Here is a 19,317-nt window from a genome sequence, read left to right on the forward strand (position 1 = left end):
CAATAAAATTAACATCGCTGGGCGTTTGAGCCGATAGTGTCAAATATATTGATAGTTTGAAAGGGCTGGTTTAGGGTATTGCATGCCTGTGTGCGCCTGTCGCACGCCCGGACCCCGACAACGCCTGCAAGTCCTCAGTGCAGCGTTGCACCTAAACAAGAGGAGGAGTTTCGTATGACCACCCTGACTCGTGCAGACTGGGAACAACGTGCCCAGCAACTGAAGATCGAAGGCCGCGCCTTCATCAACGGCGAATACACCGATGCCGCATCCGGTGAAACCTTCGAATGCCTGAGCCCGGTCGACGGACGCTTCCTGGCCAAGGTTGCCAGCTGCGACCTGGCCGACGCCAACCGCGCGGTCGAAAACGCCCGCGCGACCTTCAATTCGGGCGTATGGTCACAGCTGGCTCCGGCCAAGCGCAAGGCCATTCTGATCCGCTTCGCCGACCTGCTGCGCAAGAACGTGGAAGAGCTGGCGCTGCTTGAAACGCTGGACATGGGCAAGCCAATCGGTGACGCCTCCAGCATCGATATCCCAGGCGCTGCCAATGCCATTCACTGGACAGCCGAAGCCATCGACAAGGTGTACGACGAAGTCGCTCCTACGCCTCACGATCAACTGGGCCTGGTCACCCGCGAGCCGGTAGGCGTGGTGGGTGCCATCGTCCCGTGGAACTTCCCGCTGCTGATGGCGAGCTGGAAGTTGGGCCCCGCATTGGCTACGGGCAACTCGGTTGTGCTCAAGCCTTCCGAGAAATCGCCGCTGACGGCCATTCGCATCGCTCAGCTGGCGGTGCAAGCCGGCATCCCGGCAGGTGTGCTGAACGTGCTGCCTGGCTATGGCCACACCGTGGGCAAGGCCCTGGCCCTGCACATGGACGTCGACACCCTGGTATTCACAGGTTCCACCAAGATCGCCAAGCAGCTGATGGTGTATGCAGGCGAATCGAACATGAAACGCATCTGGCTGGAAGCCGGTGGCAAGAGCCCGAACATCGTCTTTGCCGACGCGCCCGACCTTGAGGCCGCCGCCCAGGCTGCTGCCAGCGCCATCGCCTTCAACCAGGGTGAAGTGTGCACCGCAGGTTCTCGCTTGCTGGTGGAGCGCTCGATCAAGGACACCTTCCTGCCCATGGTGGTCGAGGCCCTCAAGGCCTGGAAGCCCGGCAACCCGCTGGACCCGCAGACCACCGTTGGTGCCCTGGTCGATACCCAGCAGATGAATACCGTGCTGTCGTACATCGAGGCCGGCCACAAGGACGGTGCCAAGCTGCTGACCGGTGGCAAGCGGACGCTGGAAGATACCGGCGGCACCTACGTCGAGCCGACCATCTTCGATGGCGTGACCAATGCCATGAAGATCGCCCAGGAAGAAATCTTCGGCCCCGTCCTGTCCGTGATTGCTTTCGACACGGCCGAAGAGGCGGTTGCCATCGCCAACGACACACCCTATGGGCTGGCGGCGGGCATCTGGACTTCGGACATTTCCAAGGCGCACAGGACGGCCCGCGCCGTGCGCGCCGGCAGTGTCTGGGTCAACCAATATGATGGCGGCGACATGACCGCGCCATTCGGTGGCTTCAAGCAGTCGGGCAACGGCCGTGACAAGTCGCTGCACGCGCTGGAGAAGTATACCGAGCTCAAGGCCACCTGGATCAAGCTGTAATTCCAGCAGCCTGTAGCAGGCAATTCGGCTTCCAAGGGCCTGGTATCGCTGTTGCGAGCTGAGCAGGGCCTGAGGCAGCTCGATTGCACGCGGGGCGGACACTCCACCACTGGCCGGGGCGGCTCATACCGTCCCGGCTTCGTTGTTTCTGTCATACAACAATGCTGCCTGGGAGGCCGTCATGCGTTGGGGAACCTATTTTGCCGTGCTGGCGTCGGTGCTGAGCGTCGGGCTCGCATTGGGTGTGAGCATGCCGTTGGTGTCCTTGCGTCTGGAGGCCTGGGGGTATGGCGGCTTCGCCATTGGTGTCATGGCCGCCATGCCTGCTCTGGGCGTGCTGGCCGGCGCCAGCCTAGCCAGCCGTCTTGCCGGGTGGGTAGGCGTGCCTGCGGCCATGCGCCTGTGCCTGTGGGGCGGGGCATTGTCCATCGGCCTGTTGGCCCTGCTGCCAAGCTACCCGCTTTGGTTGCTGCTGCGGCTGTTGATCGGCATGGCGTTGACCGTGGTGTTCGTGCTGGGTGAGAGCTGGATCAACCAACTGGTGGTCGAGCAGTGGCGCGGACGGCTGGTAGCCCTGTACGGGAGTAGCTATGCGCTGAGCCAACTGGCAGGGCCGTTGGTGCTGGGCATGCTGGGGTCGGACGACGACTTCGGCTTTTGGGCGGCGACCGGTCTGCTGCTGGTGTCGCCCTTGCTGTTGCTGGGCCGCGGTGGCGCGCCCTCTACGCAAGCATGCAATGTCACCTTTGCCGACCTGTTTGCCTTCTGCAGAAGGCTGCCCGTGATCGCCTGGGCCATCGCATTGTTCGCTTCGTTCGAAGCCATGATCCTGACCCTGCTGCCGATATACTGCCTGCAACAGGGCCTGAGCACGGAAATCGCGTTGTTCATGGTCAGTACGGTGGTGGTCGGCGATGCGGTGCTGCAGTTGCCCATTGGCGCACTGGCGGACCACATGTCGCGGCGCGCGCTGTTCACCGGTTGCGCCTCGGCATTGTTGGGGTCGAGCCTTGCCATCCCCCTGCTGTTGCACACCTGGGCGATCTGGCCTGTGTGGGTATTGTTCGGCGCAAGCGCCGGTGGGTTGTTCACCTTGTCGCTGGTATTGATCGGTGAGCGCTATCGAGACGATGCCCTGGTGCGGGCCAATGCCCACGTGGCCCAGCTGTGGGGCATCGGTTGCCTGCTGGGGCCGTTGCTGGCCGGCGCGGGTAGCCAGTGGATCAGTGGGCACGCCTTGCCGCTGCTGATGGCAGCAGGCGCCGCTGGGCTTGTGGTGCTGACCCGGCGGCCCGGAGCGTTCGAGCCTGCGGCGGCGTGACTGCGCAGCGCTAGAGCATCTTTTCCAGCCCGACCGCCTTGCTGATCCAGGCATTGAACCGCCGCCACAGGCTACCAGGCTCTGACGTGAGCACCCGCCGCTGTCCGTCCTCCTCGGTCACCCAGACCAGCTTGCCGCCGACGAGCTCAGGCTGGTAGCTCAGGGCCGGTGCCATGCCCTGCACCGCCAGCGCACGGGTGTATTCGGCAAGTTCGGGGCTGTCGACCAACACGCCGACTTCGGTGTTCCACAACACCGAGCGCGGATCGAAATTGAACGAGCCAATGAACGTCTTGTGACGGTCGAACACGATCGCCTTGCTGTGCAGGCTGGAATTGGAGCTGCCATGAAAACTCAGCTTGCCCGCGCTGGGGTCCCCGGGTTGGCGGCGCATTTCGTATAGCTTCACCCCGTGCTCCAGCAATGCCTTGCGGTAAGGGGCATAACCGCCGTGTACGGCAGGCACATCGGTGGCCTCCAGCGAGTTGGTCAACAGCTTTACCGAAATGCCCGCGTCGGCGCTCTGAGTGAGGTAAAGCAGCCCTGGTTCGCCGGGCACGAAATAAGCCGAGACCAGAATCAGTTCGTGACGCACATCGCGCAGGTCAGGGCCAAGTTGCCGTGTCAGCAGCAGCTGTGGGTCAGGCTCGTCATCGGCCAGCACCTTGCTGGGTGCGTCCCACAGCGCCTGGGCATGGGCCCATATGAGTTCGTTGCGCCAGGTGTCCAGCCGCGGCTGGGATTGATAGGCCATCAGGCGGTCATACAAGACCTTGCGCCGAGTTCTGGCTTCGGCCAGCGAGACCTCCAGCCGATGGCGGCTGGTGCGCAGGTCGCTGGCATTGGGCTGGTGCCAGAGGAAGTCGGTGATCGGGCGGCTCAGGGCGCTGTTCCAGTACTGATCGAAACTGTGTCCCAACTGCTCTGCTATAGGGCCCACACCCAGCAGATCGATGTCGGTGAAGTTCAGGTTGGGCTCGGCATCGAAGTACTCGTCGCCCAGGTTTCGCCCGCCGACGATGGCCATGCTGTTGTCCACCAGGAACAGCTTGTTGTGCATGCGCCGGTGCTGACGCGACAGGTTGAGCAACCGGCCCATGGCGCGCGTGACCCCGGTGGCGCGTCCCAGGTGCAGGGGGTTGAACACGCGGATCTGGATGTTCGGGTGGGCGGCGAGGGTGCCCATGATTGCATCCAGGCCGTCACTGGTGGTGTCGTCCAGCAGGATGCGTACCCGCACCCCCCGGTCTGCCGCCCGCAACAGTTCATGGACCAGGGCGCGGGTGCTGAGCCCGTCATGGACGATGTAGTACTGCACGTCGATGCTGGCCTGTGCATTGCGTATCAGCTCGGCGCGCGCGCGGAAAGCCTCGTTGCTGTTGGGGAGCAGGCGAAAGCCGGAACGGCCTTCATAAGGTGCTGCCTGGCGCAACACCGAGCGGCCGAACGCCGAGCCATCGGCCGGCAGGGCTTGGCTGGTTTGGCGCGGCGTATCGACGCTGGCGCAGCCGCCGACGCCGAGCAGCAGCGTCAGCAGCAAGGGTAGGGCTCGCTGGAGTTTCAACGGTGGATCGTCCTGTGCAGCAGGGCTTTGGGGTTGGACAGTGGCAGGCAACGCAAAGTTACGTCGCGACGATGTCCTCGTCCAGCAAGCGTTGGGCGGTCTCACCCACCTTGCGCACCGCCGCCTCGATTTGCGCTGTGGGCCTGGCGGCGAAGTTCATGCGCAGGCAATGACGGAACTTGCCGGAAGCGGAAAAGATGCTGCCCACGGCCACTTGTACGCCCTGTTCCAGTAAGGCGTGATTGAGTTGCAAGGTATCGAAATGTTCCGGCAATTCCACCCACAGCATGAAGCCGCCTTGCGGACGGCTTACGCGGGTGCCGGGTGGGAAATACCGGGTCACCCAGTCGCTCATCAACTCACGGCTGCGTTGGTACTGGCTACGCATCCGTCGCACATGGGGCTGGTAGTGCCCGTTGGCGATGAAGTCCGCTACCGCCAATTGAGGCTGACTGGCGGTGCTGCCTGTGCTGATGTACTTCATGTGCAGGACCCGCTCCAGGTAGCGTCCGGGCGCTACCCAACCGACACGCAGGCCAGGGGCAAGGGTCTTTGAAAATGAACTGCACAACAGCACGCGGCCTTGCATATCGAATGACTTGACCGTCCGTGGCCGAGGGTAGGTGTAGGCCAGGTCACCGTAGACATCGTCCTCGAGAATAGCCACGTCGTAGCGCTGTGCAAGCTTCAACAGGGCCTTTTTACGAGCCTCGGGCATGATGTAGCCCAGCGGGTTGTTGCAACTTGGGGTGATCTGGATGAGCTTGATCGGCCACTGCTCGAGGGCCAGTTCGAGCGCCTCGAGGCTGATGCCCGTCACCGGGTCCGTGGGGATCTCCAGCGCCTTCATGCCCAGGCCCTTGAGCGTCTGCATGGCGCCATGGAAGCTGGGCGAGTCTACCGCGACGATATCGCCAGGCTCGCACACGGCGCGGATGCTGCACGACAGGGCTTCGTGACAGCCTGTCGTCACCACCAGCTCCGAGGGGGAGAGCCTGCAACCGGAGTCCAGGGCCAGGCGTGCCACCTGTTCACGCAAGGCCAGGTTGCCGTGGATATTGTCGTAATACAGCCCGGGCATGTCCTGCCGACGGCTGAGTCGGGCGAGGCTGCGCAACAGCGGCTTGAGGGTAGGGCTCTCGATGTCTGGCATGCCCCGTCCAAGCTGTATCACCCCTGGCTGCGGAGTACTGCGCACCAGTTCCAGTACCTGCTCCCACTGGGAGATGTCCACGGGGCGCTGGGCGGGTCGGCTGACCGCAGGCAAGGCCGGCAGGTGGCGGTGATCGCTCACGAAATAGCCGGATTTTGGCCGTGGCGAGACCATGCCACTGTCTTCGAGCATGCGGTAGGCCTGTTGCACGGTGCTCAGGCTTACCCCGTGCTCCACGCTTAGTGCGCGCACCGATGGCAGCCGCTGGCCGGGGCGATAGAGGCCCTGTTCGATGCGCGCGCCGAGTACCTCGGCAAGGTTCAGGTAGAGCGTCACGTCATACTCCTGGGCTGCGCCGGGTAACGCACCATACAGATTGATTGAAAAGGCTGCATTCAGTTACCTGGAAGCCCGATCTGTATCCAAATAATAACGCTTTTTTGGATCTGTATTGTCAGGCCATGCACCCTGCATGCTGTCCCCACATTGTCATCGAAAGGGAGACAGCAGCGATGGGAAGCTTGAGCGATGTGCGCATTGAACCGTCGGTAGGCGATAAAGAGGCCCTGCAGCGAAGCGAAACCCACGCTACGCCAAAGGCTTCGAGTCGCTTGCAGTTGATGCTGCGCCGCTGGCACACCCGCAGGGCGCTGCTCCAGTTGAGCGACCATGAATTGCGTGATGTGGGGCTCAGCTGGCAAGAGGCGCGCTCGGAAGGCCGCAAGCCGTTCTGGAGGCCTTGACCGCTTTCAGGCCAGCTCCTTGAGCCTGTGCCACAGCATGCCCAATGCCAGTAAAGGTGAGCGCAAGTGCTTGCCGCCTGGGAACGTCATGTGTGGCACCTTGGCGAACAGGTCGAAGCGCCCGCTTTGCTGGCCACTGATGGCCTCCCCGAGCAGCCGGGCGGCCAGATGGGTCGCGTTCAGCCCGTGGCCTGCGTAGGCCTGGGCGTAGTAGACGTTGGGCTGATCGGGCAGACGGCCTACCTGGGGCAGGCGGTTGGCGCCGATCCCGATCATGCCACCCCACTGGTAGTCGATGCGGACGTCCGCCAGTTGAGGGAACACCCGCAGCATCTTGGGCCGCATGTAGGCGGCGATATCCTTTGGGTCGCGCCCGGAATAATGGCAAGCGCCGCCGAACAGCAACCGGTGATCTGCGCTCAGGCGGTAGTAGTCCAGCGCCACCCGCTGGTCGCACACGGCCATGTTCTGTGGCAGCAGCGAACGTGCACGCGCTTCACCCAGCGGCTCGGTAGCGATGAGGTAACTGCCGGCGGGCAATACCTTGCCGCCCAGCTCACCGTGCAACCCATTGAGGTAGGCGTTGCAGCACAGGACCAGCGTTTGCGCCCGGACCCGGCCTTGGGCAGTGTGTACCTGCACCTGGGGGCCATAGTCGATGCGGGTCACCTCGGACTGCTCGTGGAGTTTCACGCCCAGGCGCGCGGCTGCCGCAGCTTCGCCCAAGGCCAGGTTGAGGGGGTGCAAGTGGCCAGAACCCATGTCCACCAGCCCGCCTGCATAGCGCTGCGAGCCCACCACGTCGTGAATGTCATCCTTTGCGACCAGCCGCAGTTCGTGGGCGTAACCCAGGCTGCGCAAGTGTTCGGCCTCTTCGGCCAGGCCCGCCATTTGCGCCGGCTTGTTGGCCAGGTCGCAATAGCCCCAGACCAGGTCACAGGCGATGGCGTGCTGCGCTACACGGTCGCGCACGATCTGCACGGCCTCCAATCCCATCCGTTGCATGTCGCGAACGCCCTGCTCGCCGATGACCGGCAGGAACTGCTCCAGGCCATGGCCGACCCCGCGAATCAACTGCCCACCGTTGCGCCCACTGGCGCCCCAGCCGATCTTGCGCGCTTCGAGCAGGATCACCGAGAAGCCACGCTCGGCCAACTCCAGGGCCGTGTTCAGACCAGAGTAGCCACCGCCGACGATGCACACATCGGCGGTGTGATCACCCTGCAGAAAGGCATGATCAGGGTGAGGCGCGCTGCTGGCGGCGTAATAAGAAGCGGCGTGCTGCGCGCTGTGGATCATTGGACGCGTCCTGGTGCATGGGCTGGAACGGGAGGATAAGCCGCAGGCCCAGGGCGGGCAACCGGCCTATAATGGGCGAACATTTTCAGCCTGTGCCTAGTCATGTCCTGCGACCGCCACAAAATCCACTTCCTGCGCGAACTCATCCCTTCGTTCGAATGCGAGCCCGGCTGCCATGACTGCTGCGGACCGGTCACTACCTCGGCGCAAGAGATGGCTCGGCTGCCGCGCAAATCCCAGGCCGAACAGGACGCTGCCCTGGAGCGCCTGGACTGCGTGCATTTGGGGCCCCAGGGCTGCACGGTATATGAAGAGCGGCCAATGATCTGCCGCCTGTTCGGCACCACCCCACGCCTGGCCTGCCCACGCGGTCGTGGGCCCGAACCCATGATCGACCCTGCGGCCGAGCAGCTGGTGCACCAGTTCATTGCTACCACCCGGCAAGTGCTGGTCTAGGCGTTCGCGGTAGAGCCCGGCGTCAGTCCGGGATTGGCAGGCAGAGGCTTTCCTTCACCTCCTCCATCACGATGTAGCTTTTGGACTCACGCACGTGGGGCAGCTTGAGCAGGATGTCGCCAAGCAGCTTGCGATACGAAGCCATTTCCGAAATGCGCGCCTTGACCAGGTAGTCGAAGTCGCCGGAAACCAGGTGGCATTCGAGCACGTGCGGCAGCTTGAGCACTGCCCGACGAAACTCCTCGAAGGTATCGCCAGACTTGTAGTCCAGGCTGATTTCCACGAACACCAGCAGGCTGCCCTTGAGGTGCTGTGGGTTCAGGCGCGCGTTGTAGCCCATGATGATGCCTTCACGTTCCAGCCGACGTACGCGCTCGGTGCACGGCGTGGTGGAGAGGCCGACCTTCTCGCCCAATTCGGTGAAGGAGATACGCCCGTCGTTCTGCAGGATGCGCAGGATGTTCCGGTCGATCTTGTCCAGCTCACGCTTACTTTGATGCTGGGTTCTCATAGGGGATGCCCCTCCGTGAAAGGCCATTGTGCCGAGAATTCTCGCCAATAATAGGCTTTTATATAGTGAATTGCACTGCTCACGAATTCCTATACTTCGCCCATCAATGGCAGTCCAACAACACACTGCGGCAGTGCGCGAGGGGAAAGAAACGATGCGAGTTCTGGTACTTGGTAGCGGCGTGATTGGAACCGCCAGTGCCTATTACCTGGCCCGGCAAGGGTTCGAAGTGACGGTGGTGGACCGCCAGCCAGCGGTGGCCATGGAAACCAGCTTCGCCAACGCCGGCCAGATCTCGCCCGGCTATGCCTCACCGTGGGCGGCGCCAGGGGTGCCTCTAAAAGCCGTGAAGTGGTTGCTCGAGCGTCACGCTCCGCTTGCCATCAAGCTGACCGGTGACGTGGACCAGTACCTGTGGATGGCGCAGATGCTGCGTAACTGCACGGCCAACCGCTATGCCGTGAACAAGGAGCGCATGGTGCGGTTGTCCGAGTACAGCCGCGACTGCCTCGACGAACTGCGCGCCGAAACCGGAATCGCGTACGAGAACCGTAGCCTGGGCACTACCCAGCTGTTCCGTACCCAGGCCCAGGTCGATGCAGCTGCCAAGGATATCGCCGTGCTCGAGCAATCAGGCGTGCCTTATGAATTGCTCGATCGCGATGGCATCGCCCGCGTCGAACCTGCCCTGGCCAGTGTGAAGGGCATCCTCGCCGGCGCCCTGCGCCTGCCTAACGACCAGACCGGCGATTGCCAGTTGTTCACCACCAAGCTGGCGGAAATGGCCCGGAACCTGGGCGTGGAGTTCCGCTTCGGGCAGGATATCCAGCGTCTGGATCATGCAGGTGACCGCATCAACGGTGTCTGGATCGATGGCAAGCTCGAAACCGCCGACCGCTATGTGCTGGCATTGGGCAGCTATTCGCCGCAGATGCTCAAGCCCTTGGGTATCAAGGCGCCGGTCTATCCGTTGAAGGGTTACTCCCTGACCGTGCCCATCACCAACGGCGACATGGCGCCTGCCTCGACCATCCTCGACGAGACCTACAAGGTCGCCATCACCCGTTTCGACAACCGTATCCGTGTTGGGGGCATGGCTGAAATCGCGGGCTTTGACCTGTCGCTCAACCCCCGTCGACGTGAAACGCTGGAGATGATCGTCAACGACCTTTATCCTCGCGGCGGTGATTTGAGCCAAGCCAGTTTCTGGACCGGACTGCGTCCCGCGACGCCAGACGGTACCCCCATCGTGGGTGCAACCGCCTTCAGTAACCTGTTCCTCAACACAGGGCACGGCACGCTGGGCTGGACCATGGCCTGTGGCTCGGGTCGCCTGCTGGCTGACCTGATCGCGCGCAAGAAACCGCAGATCAGTGCACAAGGGCTGGACATCTCGCGCTATGGCAGCAGCCGCGAAGTGGCCCGTCACGGGCATGGTTCGCCTGCCCATCAGCAGTAAGCCATCCATTGGGGTGCTCGCGAATGACCTGAGCGTGCCCCAGCTTCGATTTCAACCCGTATGACTTTTAAGGCAGCCGCATGCGCCCCGCCCGTGCCCTGATCGACCTCCAGGCCCTGCGCCATAATTACCGTCTCGCCCGTGAACTGACCGGCGCCAAGGCGCTAGCCGTGATCAAGGCCGACGCCTACGGTCACGGTGCCGTGCGCTGCGCGTTGGCGCTCGAGCCCGAGGCGGACGGGTTTGCCGTGGCCTGCATCGAAGAGGCACTGGAGCTGCGTGCGGCCGGCATCAGGAGCCCAGTACTGCTGTTGGAGGGCTTCTTCGAAGCCAGTGAGCTGCCATTGATCGTCGAACATGACCTGTGGTGCGTCGTGCATTCGGCCTGGCAGTTGGAGGCCATCGAGAAAAGCCCGCTGCACAGCCCACTCACCGTCTGGCTCAAGCTCGATACCGGCATGCACCGTGTAGGGCTGCATCCCAAGGATTATCGCGATGCCTATGAGCGCCTGCTGGCCAGCGGCAAGGTAGGGCGCATCGTGCTCATGAGCCATTTCGCCCGTGCCGATGAGTTGGATGCTAAGGCCACGAGCGAGCAGATTACCGTGTTCGAAACCGCGCGCCAGGGCTTGGCTGCAGAGTGCAGCCTGCGCAACTCCCCAGCCGTGCTGGGTTGGCCCCAGGCAGCCGGTGATTGGGTACGGCCAGGCCTGATGCTCTATGGCGCCACGCCGTTCGACATGCCTCAAGCACACGCCCAACGCCTGCAGCCGGTCATGACACTGCAGTCGCGGGTCATCAGTGTGCGGGAGCTGCCGGCCGGCGAGCCGGTGGGTTACGGCGCCACGTTCGTCAGCACGCGGCCCACCCGTGTAGGCGTGGTTGCCATGGGCTACGCCGACGGTTACCCGCGCCAGGCGCCCAACGGCACGCCGGTCATCGTTGCCGGCAGTCGAGCCCCGCTCATTGGTCGCGTGTCGATGGACATGCTGAGCATCGACCTGACCGACGTGCCCCAAGCGACGGTCGGCAGCCCAGTCGAACTGTGGGGCAAGCAGGTCCATGCCACTGAGGTGGCGAGCCAGGCCGGTACTATCCCTTACCAGATCTTCTGCAACCTCAAGCGGGTGCCCCGGAAATACGTGGGGAACTAAGGCGTCAGGGCGGGTGGTGTGTTGTAAATACTGAACGGCGTTGCCATGATATCGTTCACATCCACCCGCATACCCGTCTCAGGAGGCTCCAGCTTTGGACGTCGGCGAACGACTGCAAGCCATCCGCACGCTCAAGGGCCTGTCCCAGCGGGAACTCGCCAAGCGCGCGGGCGTTACCAACAGCACCATCTCGATGATCGAGAAGAACAGTGTGAGCCCATCGATCAGTTCGCTGCGCAAGGTACTGAGCGGCATTCCCATGTCCATGGTCGAGTTCTTTTCCGTCGAGCTCGAACCCGAGAGCCCTGCGCAAATCGTCTACAAGGCCCACGAACTGATCGACATCTCCGATGGTGCGGTGACCATGAAGCTGGTTGGCAAATCGCACCGTAACCGCGCCATCGCTTTTCTGACCGAGGTGTACCCGCCTGGCGCCGACACCGGCGCCGAAATGCTGACCCATGATGGCGAAGAGACCGGCATCCTGCTCGAAGGCCGCCTGGAGTTGGTGGTCGGTACCGAGCTGTTCATTCTCGAAGCAGGCGACAGCTACTACTTCGAAAGCACCCGCCCGCACCGTTTTCGCAACCCGTTCGAACAGCCAGCACGCTTGATCAGTGCCGCTACCCCCTCGAACTTTTGATCCAGCGCAGTGCATTGACGCGTCAATACCCCTTTCCTGTGTAGGGTCGTTTCCCGGCCTCGGGCTTGTCGTTATACTTTTCGGCGCTCGAGGATCCGTGGCCGCGAGCATGATTAGCCACCATGAGGGTGTTCGCGTGAATCAAGTCAAGAAGATGCTGGCCATCCCGGCCGCCGTACTGGCCCTGTGGGCAATCACCGCTACCGCTGCGACCAACGACGATATCGCCAAGCGCCTGGAGCCGGTCGGCAAGGTGTGTATCCAGGGCCAGGAATGCAAGGGCATGGCCGTGTCCGCCAGCACGGGTGCCGGGTCTGCCAGGACGCCGGATGACATCATCGCCAAGCATTGCACGGCCTGCCATGGCACGGGGCTGCTCGGCGCGCCGAAAGTGGGCGACAACGCAGCCTGGAAGGAGCGTGCCGACCACCAGGGTGGGTTGGATGGCATCCTGGCCAAGGCCATCACGGGCATCAACGCCATGCCGCCGAAGGGCACCTGCGCGGATTGCTCGGATGATGAGCTCAAGGCCGCTATTCAGAAGATGTCTGGCCTGTAAATACCGCAATGTGCCGCGTAGCAGTCCCAGTATTCTAGCTTCGCCTCTTGCCTTGCCGGGGCCGCTTCGCGGCCCATCGCGGCCGGTCCGGCGCCCCGGCGAGAGCGCTCAGGCACCGCGTACGCGTGGACCTACGCTGTGGCTGAAGACCAACGAGTTATCCAGACCCCAGGTGGCTGCGGCTTCCTCTTACCGTCCAGGCAACCAACCTGTCTACCTGCCTGTCGAACCTCCTGAACCCAAGCACGAACCAGGAGGCCTCGATGCACCTCAGCTCCATCGACCAGGCCGTCGAACAGATCCTGTCACGCCTGCCAACCCATATCCACATGGGCCTGCCGCTGGGCCTGGGCAAACCCAATGCTTTCGTCAACGCCCTCTATGCCCGCATCCGCGAGTTGCCCGAACGCCGTCTGACGATCTATACGGCCCTTTCCCTGGGTCGACCGGCGCTCGGGGATGGCTTGCAGCGACGCTTGCTCGAGCCCTTCGTGGAGCGCGTGTTCGGCGACTACGAAGAGCTTCACTATCTGGCCGACCTGCGCAATGACAGCCTGCCGCCAAACATTCGCGTAGAACAGTTCTTCATGCAGCCCGGCAGCCTGCTTGCCAGTGAATCGGCCCAACAGGATTACGTCAGCAGCAACTACAGCCATGCCGCGCGAGACATCAATGCCAAGGGCCTGAACCTGATCGCCCAACTGGTGGCGGCTACGCCGGAGCGGCCCGTCCACCTGAGCCTGGCCTGCAACCCGGACATCACCCTGGACCTGTTACCCATGGTCGAACGCCGCCGCGCCGCTGGCGAGACCATTCTGATGCTGGGCCAGGTGCATGCGCAGTTGCCGTACATGCCCGGTGATGCCGAGCTGCCAATGGATGCCTTCGACCTGCTGTTGGACGAAGCCGAGCAGCGCCAATTGTTTTCGACGCCCAACATGCCGGTCACCACGCAGGACCACTGCATCGGCCTGCATGCCAGCAGCCTGGTGCGTGACGGGGGTACCTTGCAGATCGGGATTGGTGCCATGGGCGATGCGGTTGCCGCCGCGCTGCTCGCTCGCCAGAGCGATAACGTTGCTTACCGCGCAGCGCTCGACAGCCTTGGCGCGAGTACCGCGCAGGCCTTGATCGAGCGGGAAGGCGGGCTCGCGCCCTTCGAGCATGGGCTATATGGCTGTAGCGAGATGTTCGTCAACGGGCTGCTGGCGCTGGCCGAAGCAGGCTTGCTGCGGCGTGCTGTCGATGAGCAAGGGGTAGTCCTGCACGGAGGGTTCTTCCTCGGCCCGCAAGCGTTCTACCAGCGCCTGCGCGACATGAGCATGGAGCAGCGTGCGCGGTTTGCCATGACCGGTATCGGCTTCGTCAATGAGCTCTACGGTGATGAACAGCTCAAGCGTGCTCAGCGACAGGACGCACGCTTCATCAATACGGTGTTCGGCATGACCCTGCTCGGCGCGGGTGTGGCCGATCAGCTCGAAGACGGGCGCGTGCTGAGCGGGGTAGGTGGGCAGTACAACTTCGTTGCCCAGGGGCACGCGCTGGAAGGTGGCCGCTCGATACTGCTGCTGCGCAGTTGGCGCGAAGCGGGTGGCGAGGTTTCATCGAACATTTTCTGGAACTACGGCCATTGCACCATTCCCCGCCACCTGCGCGATATCGTGGTGACCGAATACGGCATCGCTGACCTCAGGGGGCAGACCGACAGTGAGGTCATTGCGCGATTGCTTGCGGTGTGTGACTCCCGGTTCCAGCAAAGCCTCATCGAGCAGGCCAGGGACGCTGGCAAGCTGGCGGAAGATTTTCAGCTCGACAGGCGTTTTGCCGATAACACGCCGCAGCGCCTGGCCGCAGTCCGGGCGCAGCATCCACAGCTGTTCCCGGAGTACCCCATGGGGACCGACTTCACGGCTGAAGAGCAGGACTTGTTACGGGCGCTGAACTGGTTGAAAAGCAAGTTCAAGCTCAGCGAGGCGCTTGAGCTGGGCAAAGCCGCGCTGGACGCGCCAGGGCCCCAAGGGTATGAGCGGCATCTGGCACGGATGCAGCTTGACCAGCCTCAGGGGCTCAAGGAAGAGCTGTACCAACGGTTGCTGTTGGCAGGCCTGGCGGCGACTTGAAGACGACAGGGGCTGCCGCGCAGCCCCTTGTGGCCCGGATGTAAGCGAGCCAGTGCCGCCTCACTCGATGAAGCTGACCACACCGCCTTCCAGCGATTTCACCCGCGCCAGCGACTCCACGCGATAGCCTTGGCGATCCAGCTCGGCGCGCCCGCCCTGGAACGATTTCTCGATCACGATCCCCAGCCCTACCACGGTCGCTCCGGCCTGCTTGATGATCGAGATCAGCGCCTGGGACGCCTTGCCGTTGGCAAGGAAGTCATCCATGACCAGCACCCGGTCGCTGCTGCTCAGGTGGCGCGGCGAAATGGCCACGGTGTTCTCGGTCTGCTTGGTGAACGAATACACAGAAGCCGTCAGCAGGTTCTCGGTGAGGGTCAGCGACTGGTGCTTGCGTGCGAAGATCACCGGCACACCCAGCTTCAGCCCGGTCATCACCGCAGGCGCGATACCCGACGCCTCGATGGTGACGATCTTGGTCACGCCGGCATCGGCGAACAGGCGGGCGAACTCGTCACCGATCAGCTGCATCAGCGCCGGGTCGATCTGATGGTTGAGAAACGCATCGACTTTGAGAACCTGGTCGGAAAGCACGATGCCTTCTTCGCGAATCTTCTGATGCAGTGCTTCCACTATGGTATTCCTCGGAACAAAAATGGCCGCAAACAGCGGCAGTGTTTAAGAGTAATGGTTGATCAGCGTTTGAGCATCGCCCGGATGTCGGCCAGGGCATTGTTGCCGCGTGCGGCCTTGACCTCGACCGGGGCATCGTCCAGTCCTTCCCAGGACAGGTCTTCGGGGGGCAGCTCGTCGAGGAAGCGACTGGGCGTGCAGTCGATGATTTCCCCGTATTGCTTGCGTTTGGCGGCGAAGGTGAACGCCAGCGTCTGGCGTGCGCGGGTGATGCCCACGTAAGCCAGGCGGCGCTCTTCCTCGATGGTGTCGGCCTCGATGCTGGAGCGGTGAGGCAGGATCTCCTCCTCCATGCCCATGATGAACACGTAGGGAAATTCCAGGCCCTTGGACGCGTGCAGGGTCATCATCTGCACACCGTCGGCGTTTTCTTCCTCTTCCTGCTGGCGTTCGAGCATATCGCGCAGCACTAACTTGCCGATGGCGTCCTCGATGGTCATGTCACCCTCTTCGTCCTTCTCGAGGGTGTTCTTAAGCGCTTCGACCAGGAACCAGACGTTGCTGATGCGAAACTCCGCTGCCTTATCGCTGGCGGTCTGCTGGCGGATCCAGTTCTCGTAGTCGATGTCGCGGATCATTTCATGCAGGGCGGCGATGGGATCATCCAGCGCCACCTTGTGGCGCACGCCGTCCAGCCAATGCTTGAAGCGCTGCAGGCGCTCGGTGTAGCGCGCATCCAGGTGCTCGCCCAGCCCCAGTTCCTCACTGGCGGCATACATCGAGACACCCCGGCCGGTGGCATAGTTGCCGAGCTTTTCCAGGGTGGTCGAGCCGATTTCCCGGCGCGGCACGTTGATGACCCGCAAGTAGGCGTTGTCGTCGTCAGGGTTTACCAGCAGGCGCAGATAGGCCATGAGGTCTTTGACTTCCTGACGGCCGAAGAAGCTGTTGCCGCCGGAAAGACGGTAAGGCACTTGGTGGTGCTGCAACTTCAGCTCGATCAGCTTGGCCTGGTAGTTACCGCGGTACAGGATGGCGAAATCGCTGTAGGGACGGTTGGTGCGCAGGTGCAGCGTGAGGATTTCCATCGCCACGCGTTCGGCCTCGGCGTCCTCGTTCTTGCAACGGATCACCCGGATCTCGTCACCAACGCCCATCTCGCTCCAGAGCTGTTTCTCGAATGCGTGCGGGTTGTTGGCGATCAACACGTTGGCGCAACGCAGGATGCGGCTGGTGGAGCGGTAGTTCTGCTCCAGCATGACCACTTTCAGGGAGGGGTAATCCTCCTTGAGCAGCATCAGGTTCTCAGGACGCGCGCCGCGCCAGGCGTAGATCGACTGGTCGTCGTCGCCCACGACGGTGAACTGGTTGCGCATGCCGATCAGCATCTTCACCAGCAGGTACTGACTGGCGTTGGTGTCCTGGTATTCGTCGACCAGCAGATAACGCACGCGGTTCTGCCAGCGCTCGAGCACCTCGGGGTTTTCCTGGAACAACTTGACCGGCTGCAGGATCAGGTCGTCGAAGTCCACGGCGTTGAACGCCTTGAGCGTGCGCTGATAGTGGGTGTAGACGACCGCAGCGGTCTGCTCGCGCGGGTTGCGTGCCTTCTCAAGGGCCTCGGGAGGCAGGATCAGGTCGTTCTTCCAGGCACCGATCATGTTCTTGATTTCGTCGATGCCGTCGTCGCCGGAGTACTCCTTCTGCATGATGTCCGACAGCAGGGCCTTGATATCCGATTCGTCGAAGATCGAGAACCCAGGCTTGTAGCCCAGGCGGTCGTGCTCCTTGCGGATGATGTTCAGGCCCAGGTTGTGGAACGTGCAGACCGTCAGCCCTCGGCCTTCGCCCGGACGCAGCAGGCTGGCAACCCGCTCCTTCATCTCGCGGGCGGCCTTGTTGGTGAAGGTCATGGCCACGATGTACTGGGCGCGAATACCGCAGTTCTGGATGAGGTGGGCAATTTTGCGCGTGATGACGCTGGTCTTGCCCGAACCTGCACCGGCGAGCACCAAAAGAGGGCCGCCGACATAGTCACGGGCTTCCTGCTGCCGGGGATTGAGTCGGGACATGCTAGAAACCGGGGGTCGCCAGAAAATAGCCGCGCATTCTAACAGGCATGCGTGTTCGTGGCGTGACCGTCTGACGTTCGAGTCAGACTTTCGAAACGATCATTAGCGTCACTAATACTTGCGCCTGAAAAAATCGTATTTGCCGGTTTGTCCGCTTTCGCGCAGGATGCACGACAAAATACGTCGGACCAGGCTGTCCAAAACCGCTTTTAAGAGTGAAAATCATTTCCATTAATTGCGTTGGGCTCATTATCGGTCAACGTTTGCATCGTCGAGCTTTAAGGAGCCGTCTTGTCCGCGCCTGTCGAACCTATGCGTTTGCTGCTGTTGGCCAGTGAGCCCGAGTGGGCGGCCTTGCTGCACGCGTGCATGCCGGCCTTGAAGGGCACGGCCGTACTGCTCACGGCACCCGACTGGGATGCCGTCGACAGTCTGTTCAGCCGCGACCGGCAGGCCGTGGTGCTGACCACGCCGGCCTTGCGGCCAGCACCCGGTCGCTGTGACCTGCCGACCATCCTGCTGCTGCACAGCGAACCCGAGGCGGCGCCAGGCGGCGTCAGTGACTGGCTGGTGAGCGACCAACTCAATGGCGACAGCCTGCGTCGCTGCCTGCGCCACGTGCGCGAGCGAGGTGCACTGGTGGCCACCCTGCAGCGCTTGGCCGAACAAGACCCTTTGACCGGCATCGCCAACCGCCAGGGCTTTCAGGCCTTGCTGGCCACGCGCCTGGCCGACCATGACGGGCGCGGCGTTGCCTTGGGGCATCTGGACCTGGACAACTTTCGCCACGTCAATGACGCCTTGGGGCACCAGAGTGGGGATCGCCTCATTCTGCAGGTGGTGCTACGTCTGAAGCATCAGCTCGAAGCAGGCGACCAGCTGGCACGCCTGGGCAGTGACGAGTTCGCCTTGCTGATCGACACCCGCCGCGACCCAGGGCGGGCCGAGTGGATGGCCGAGCGCATCGTGGAGGCATTGGCCGAGCCCTACTGGGTCGATGGCGAAAGCCTGCTGCTCGGCTGCAGCCTGGGGCTGGCCCACGCCCGCGCCCAGGGCGGCGCCGACCCGCTGATGTGGCATGCGCACATCGCCATGCGCCAGGCCAAGGCCATCCAGGGCTGTACCTTCCATGTCTTCAACGAGCGCATCAATCGCCACGCACGCAGCCTGGCCGATCTCGAAAGCGAGCTGCGCCGGGCCTTGCGCCGTGACGAGCTGGAACTTCACTATCAGCCGCGCCTGAACCTGGCGGATGGGCGGGTCGTCGGTCTCGAAGCGCTGGTGCGCTGGCGCCACGCCGAACGGGGCTTGCTGCCGCCCAGTGAGTTCGTGCCGCTGGCCGAGCAGAGCGGGCTGATCGTGCCGCTGGGTTACTGGGTCATCGCCCGTGCTCTGCGCGACATGCAGGCCCTGAACACCCAAGGGCTTGCGCCATTGCACATGGCGGTCAACCTCAGTTTCCGGCAGTTCCAGGACAGCCAGCTGCTGGCGACCTTGAGCCGGCTGATCGCCGAGTACGGTGTCGATGCTCACTGGCTGGAATTCGAGCTGACCGAAACGGCCGTGATGCGGCGCAATGAGCGGGTGCGTCAGACCATGGATGCACTGGGGCGCCTGGGCGTGCGCTTCTCGCTGGACGACTTTGGCACAGGGTTTTCTTCGTTCGTGCACCTCAACAGCCTGCCGATCACCTTGCTCAAGGTGGACCGCAGTTTCGTTGCGCAGATGGAAATGCGCGAAGAGAACCGCAAGCTGGTGCATGCCATGATCAACCTGGCCCACAACCTCAACCTCGAAGTGGTGGCCGAGGGCGTCGAAAGCGAAGCGCAATTGGCGTTGCTGCGCGGGTTTGGCTGCAACCAGGTACAGGGTTTCCTGGTCAGCAAGCCCCTGCCGGTAGACGCGCTGATCCCGTTCCTGCGCCAGGCGTCCCATCGCCAGGTGGGGTTTGCAGGCTAGCCA

General features: G+C 62.8%; 16 protein-coding genes. 10 read left to right on the top strand and 6 right to left on the bottom strand.

Translation table 11 applies throughout. From position 1 onward, the window contains the following. Positions 1–174 precede the first annotated feature (174 nt). A complete protein-coding gene (locus B2S33_RS09520; RefSeq protein ID WP_023532569.1) occupies positions 175–1,668 on the top strand; it encodes an aldehyde dehydrogenase in 1,494 nt (497 codons plus the stop codon). Between the two features lie 181 nt (positions 1,669–1,849). Further along, the gene (locus tag B2S33_RS09525; protein WP_027913375.1) at positions 1,850–2,989 is read left to right on the top strand and encodes an MFS transporter; all 1,140 of its coding nucleotides are present in this window, start codon (positions 1,850–1,852) and stop codon (positions 2,987–2,989) included. A 10-nt stretch (positions 2,990–2,999) separates the two neighbouring features. On the opposite strand, the gene B2S33_RS09530 is transcribed toward B2S33_RS09525, so the two are convergent. Together B2S33_RS09530 and B2S33_RS09535 are read right to left on the bottom strand one after the other, a co-directional pair. Next, entirely contained in the window at positions 3,000–4,553 is a 1,554-nt protein-coding gene (locus B2S33_RS09530; protein ID WP_028686771.1) for a phospholipase D family protein, read from the bottom strand. A gap of 58 nt (positions 4,554–4,611) precedes the next feature. Continuing rightward, the gene (locus B2S33_RS09535) at positions 4,612–6,042 is read right to left on the bottom strand and encodes a PLP-dependent aminotransferase family protein (protein ID WP_042138954.1); all 1,431 of its coding nucleotides are present in this window, start codon (positions 6,040–6,042) and stop codon (positions 4,612–4,614) included. A 176-nt stretch (positions 6,043–6,218) separates the two neighbouring features. Here B2S33_RS09535 and B2S33_RS09540 point away from each other — a divergent pair, with 176 nt between their 5' ends. Next, entirely contained in the window at positions 6,219–6,449 is a 231-nt protein-coding gene (locus B2S33_RS09540) for a DUF1127 domain-containing protein (RefSeq protein ID WP_027913378.1), read from the top strand. A gap of 6 nt (positions 6,450–6,455) precedes the next feature. Here B2S33_RS09540 and B2S33_RS09545 read toward each other — a convergent pair whose 3' ends face one another. After that, positions 6,456–7,748: an NAD(P)/FAD-dependent oxidoreductase gene (locus B2S33_RS09545; RefSeq protein ID WP_027913379.1), complete on the bottom strand. Its 1,293-nt coding sequence runs from the start codon at positions 7,746–7,748 to the stop codon at positions 6,456–6,458. Positions 7,749–7,850: 102 nt separating this feature from the next. On the opposite strand from B2S33_RS09545, the gene B2S33_RS09550 reads away from it, so the two are divergent. Beyond that, complete coding sequence (locus B2S33_RS09550) at positions 7,851–8,204, top strand: YkgJ family cysteine cluster protein (RefSeq protein ID WP_027913380.1); 354 nt, start codon at positions 7,851–7,853, stop codon at positions 8,202–8,204. 22 nt (positions 8,205–8,226) lie between these two features. On the opposite strand, the gene dadR is transcribed toward B2S33_RS09550, so the two are convergent. Further along, positions 8,227–8,715, bottom strand: a complete 489-nt coding sequence (dadR, locus tag B2S33_RS09555; protein ID WP_003258963.1) for a transcriptional regulator DadR — start codon at positions 8,713–8,715, stop codon at positions 8,227–8,229. A 154-nt stretch (positions 8,716–8,869) separates the two neighbouring features. Between dadR and dadA the strand changes: the two genes are divergently transcribed. The 5 genes from dadA to B2S33_RS09580 all read left to right on the top strand — a co-directional run bounded on the left by dadA (position 8,870) and on the right by B2S33_RS09580 (position 14,650). Next, positions 8,870–10,174 carry a D-amino acid dehydrogenase gene (gene dadA / locus B2S33_RS09560; protein WP_027913381.1) on the top strand — a complete coding sequence of 435 codons (1,305 nt, stop codon included), beginning with the start codon at positions 8,870–8,872 and terminating at the stop codon, positions 10,172–10,174. Positions 10,175–10,254: 80 nt separating this feature from the next. Next, the gene (gene alr, locus B2S33_RS09565) at positions 10,255–11,328 is read left to right on the top strand and encodes an alanine racemase (protein ID WP_288650185.1); all 1,074 of its coding nucleotides are present in this window, start codon (positions 10,255–10,257) and stop codon (positions 11,326–11,328) included. A 94-nt stretch (positions 11,329–11,422) separates the two neighbouring features. After that, the gene (locus B2S33_RS09570; protein ID WP_023532512.1) at positions 11,423–11,971 is read left to right on the top strand and encodes a cupin domain-containing protein; all 549 of its coding nucleotides are present in this window, start codon (positions 11,423–11,425) and stop codon (positions 11,969–11,971) included. A 109-nt stretch (positions 11,972–12,080) separates the two neighbouring features. Further along, entirely contained in the window at positions 12,081–12,530 is a 450-nt protein-coding gene (locus B2S33_RS09575) for a c-type cytochrome (protein WP_225806663.1), read from the top strand. 263 nt (positions 12,531–12,793) lie between these two features. After that, on the top strand, positions 12,794–14,650 hold the full coding sequence (locus B2S33_RS09580) for an acetyl-CoA hydrolase/transferase C-terminal domain-containing protein (protein ID WP_049695294.1): 1,857 nt from the start codon (positions 12,794–12,796) through the stop codon (positions 14,648–14,650). Positions 14,651–14,710: 60 nt separating this feature from the next. Here the strand turns inward: B2S33_RS09580 and xpt are convergent, their stop codons facing one another. Both xpt and rep read right to left on the bottom strand, forming a co-directional pair. After that, on the bottom strand, positions 14,711–15,283 hold the full coding sequence (gene xpt / locus B2S33_RS09585) for a xanthine phosphoribosyltransferase (protein ID WP_023532789.1): 573 nt from the start codon (positions 15,281–15,283) through the stop codon (positions 14,711–14,713). A 62-nt stretch (positions 15,284–15,345) separates the two neighbouring features. Then, entirely contained in the window at positions 15,346–17,355 is a 2,010-nt protein-coding gene (rep, locus tag B2S33_RS09590; RefSeq protein WP_027913385.1) for a DNA helicase Rep, read from the bottom strand. A gap of 291 nt (positions 17,356–17,646) precedes the next feature. Here rep and B2S33_RS09595 point away from each other — a divergent pair, with 291 nt between their 5' ends. Next, positions 17,647–19,314: a putative bifunctional diguanylate cyclase/phosphodiesterase gene (locus B2S33_RS09595; RefSeq protein WP_088522820.1), complete on the top strand. Its 1,668-nt coding sequence runs from the start codon at positions 17,647–17,649 to the stop codon at positions 19,312–19,314. The last annotated feature ends 3 nt before the right edge of the window (positions 19,315–19,317 follow it).

Source organism: Pseudomonas sp. UBA5568 (assembly GCF_002425525.1).
GTDB classification, from domain to species: Bacteria; Pseudomonadota; Gammaproteobacteria; order Pseudomonadales; family Pseudomonadaceae; genus Aquipseudomonas; species Aquipseudomonas fulva.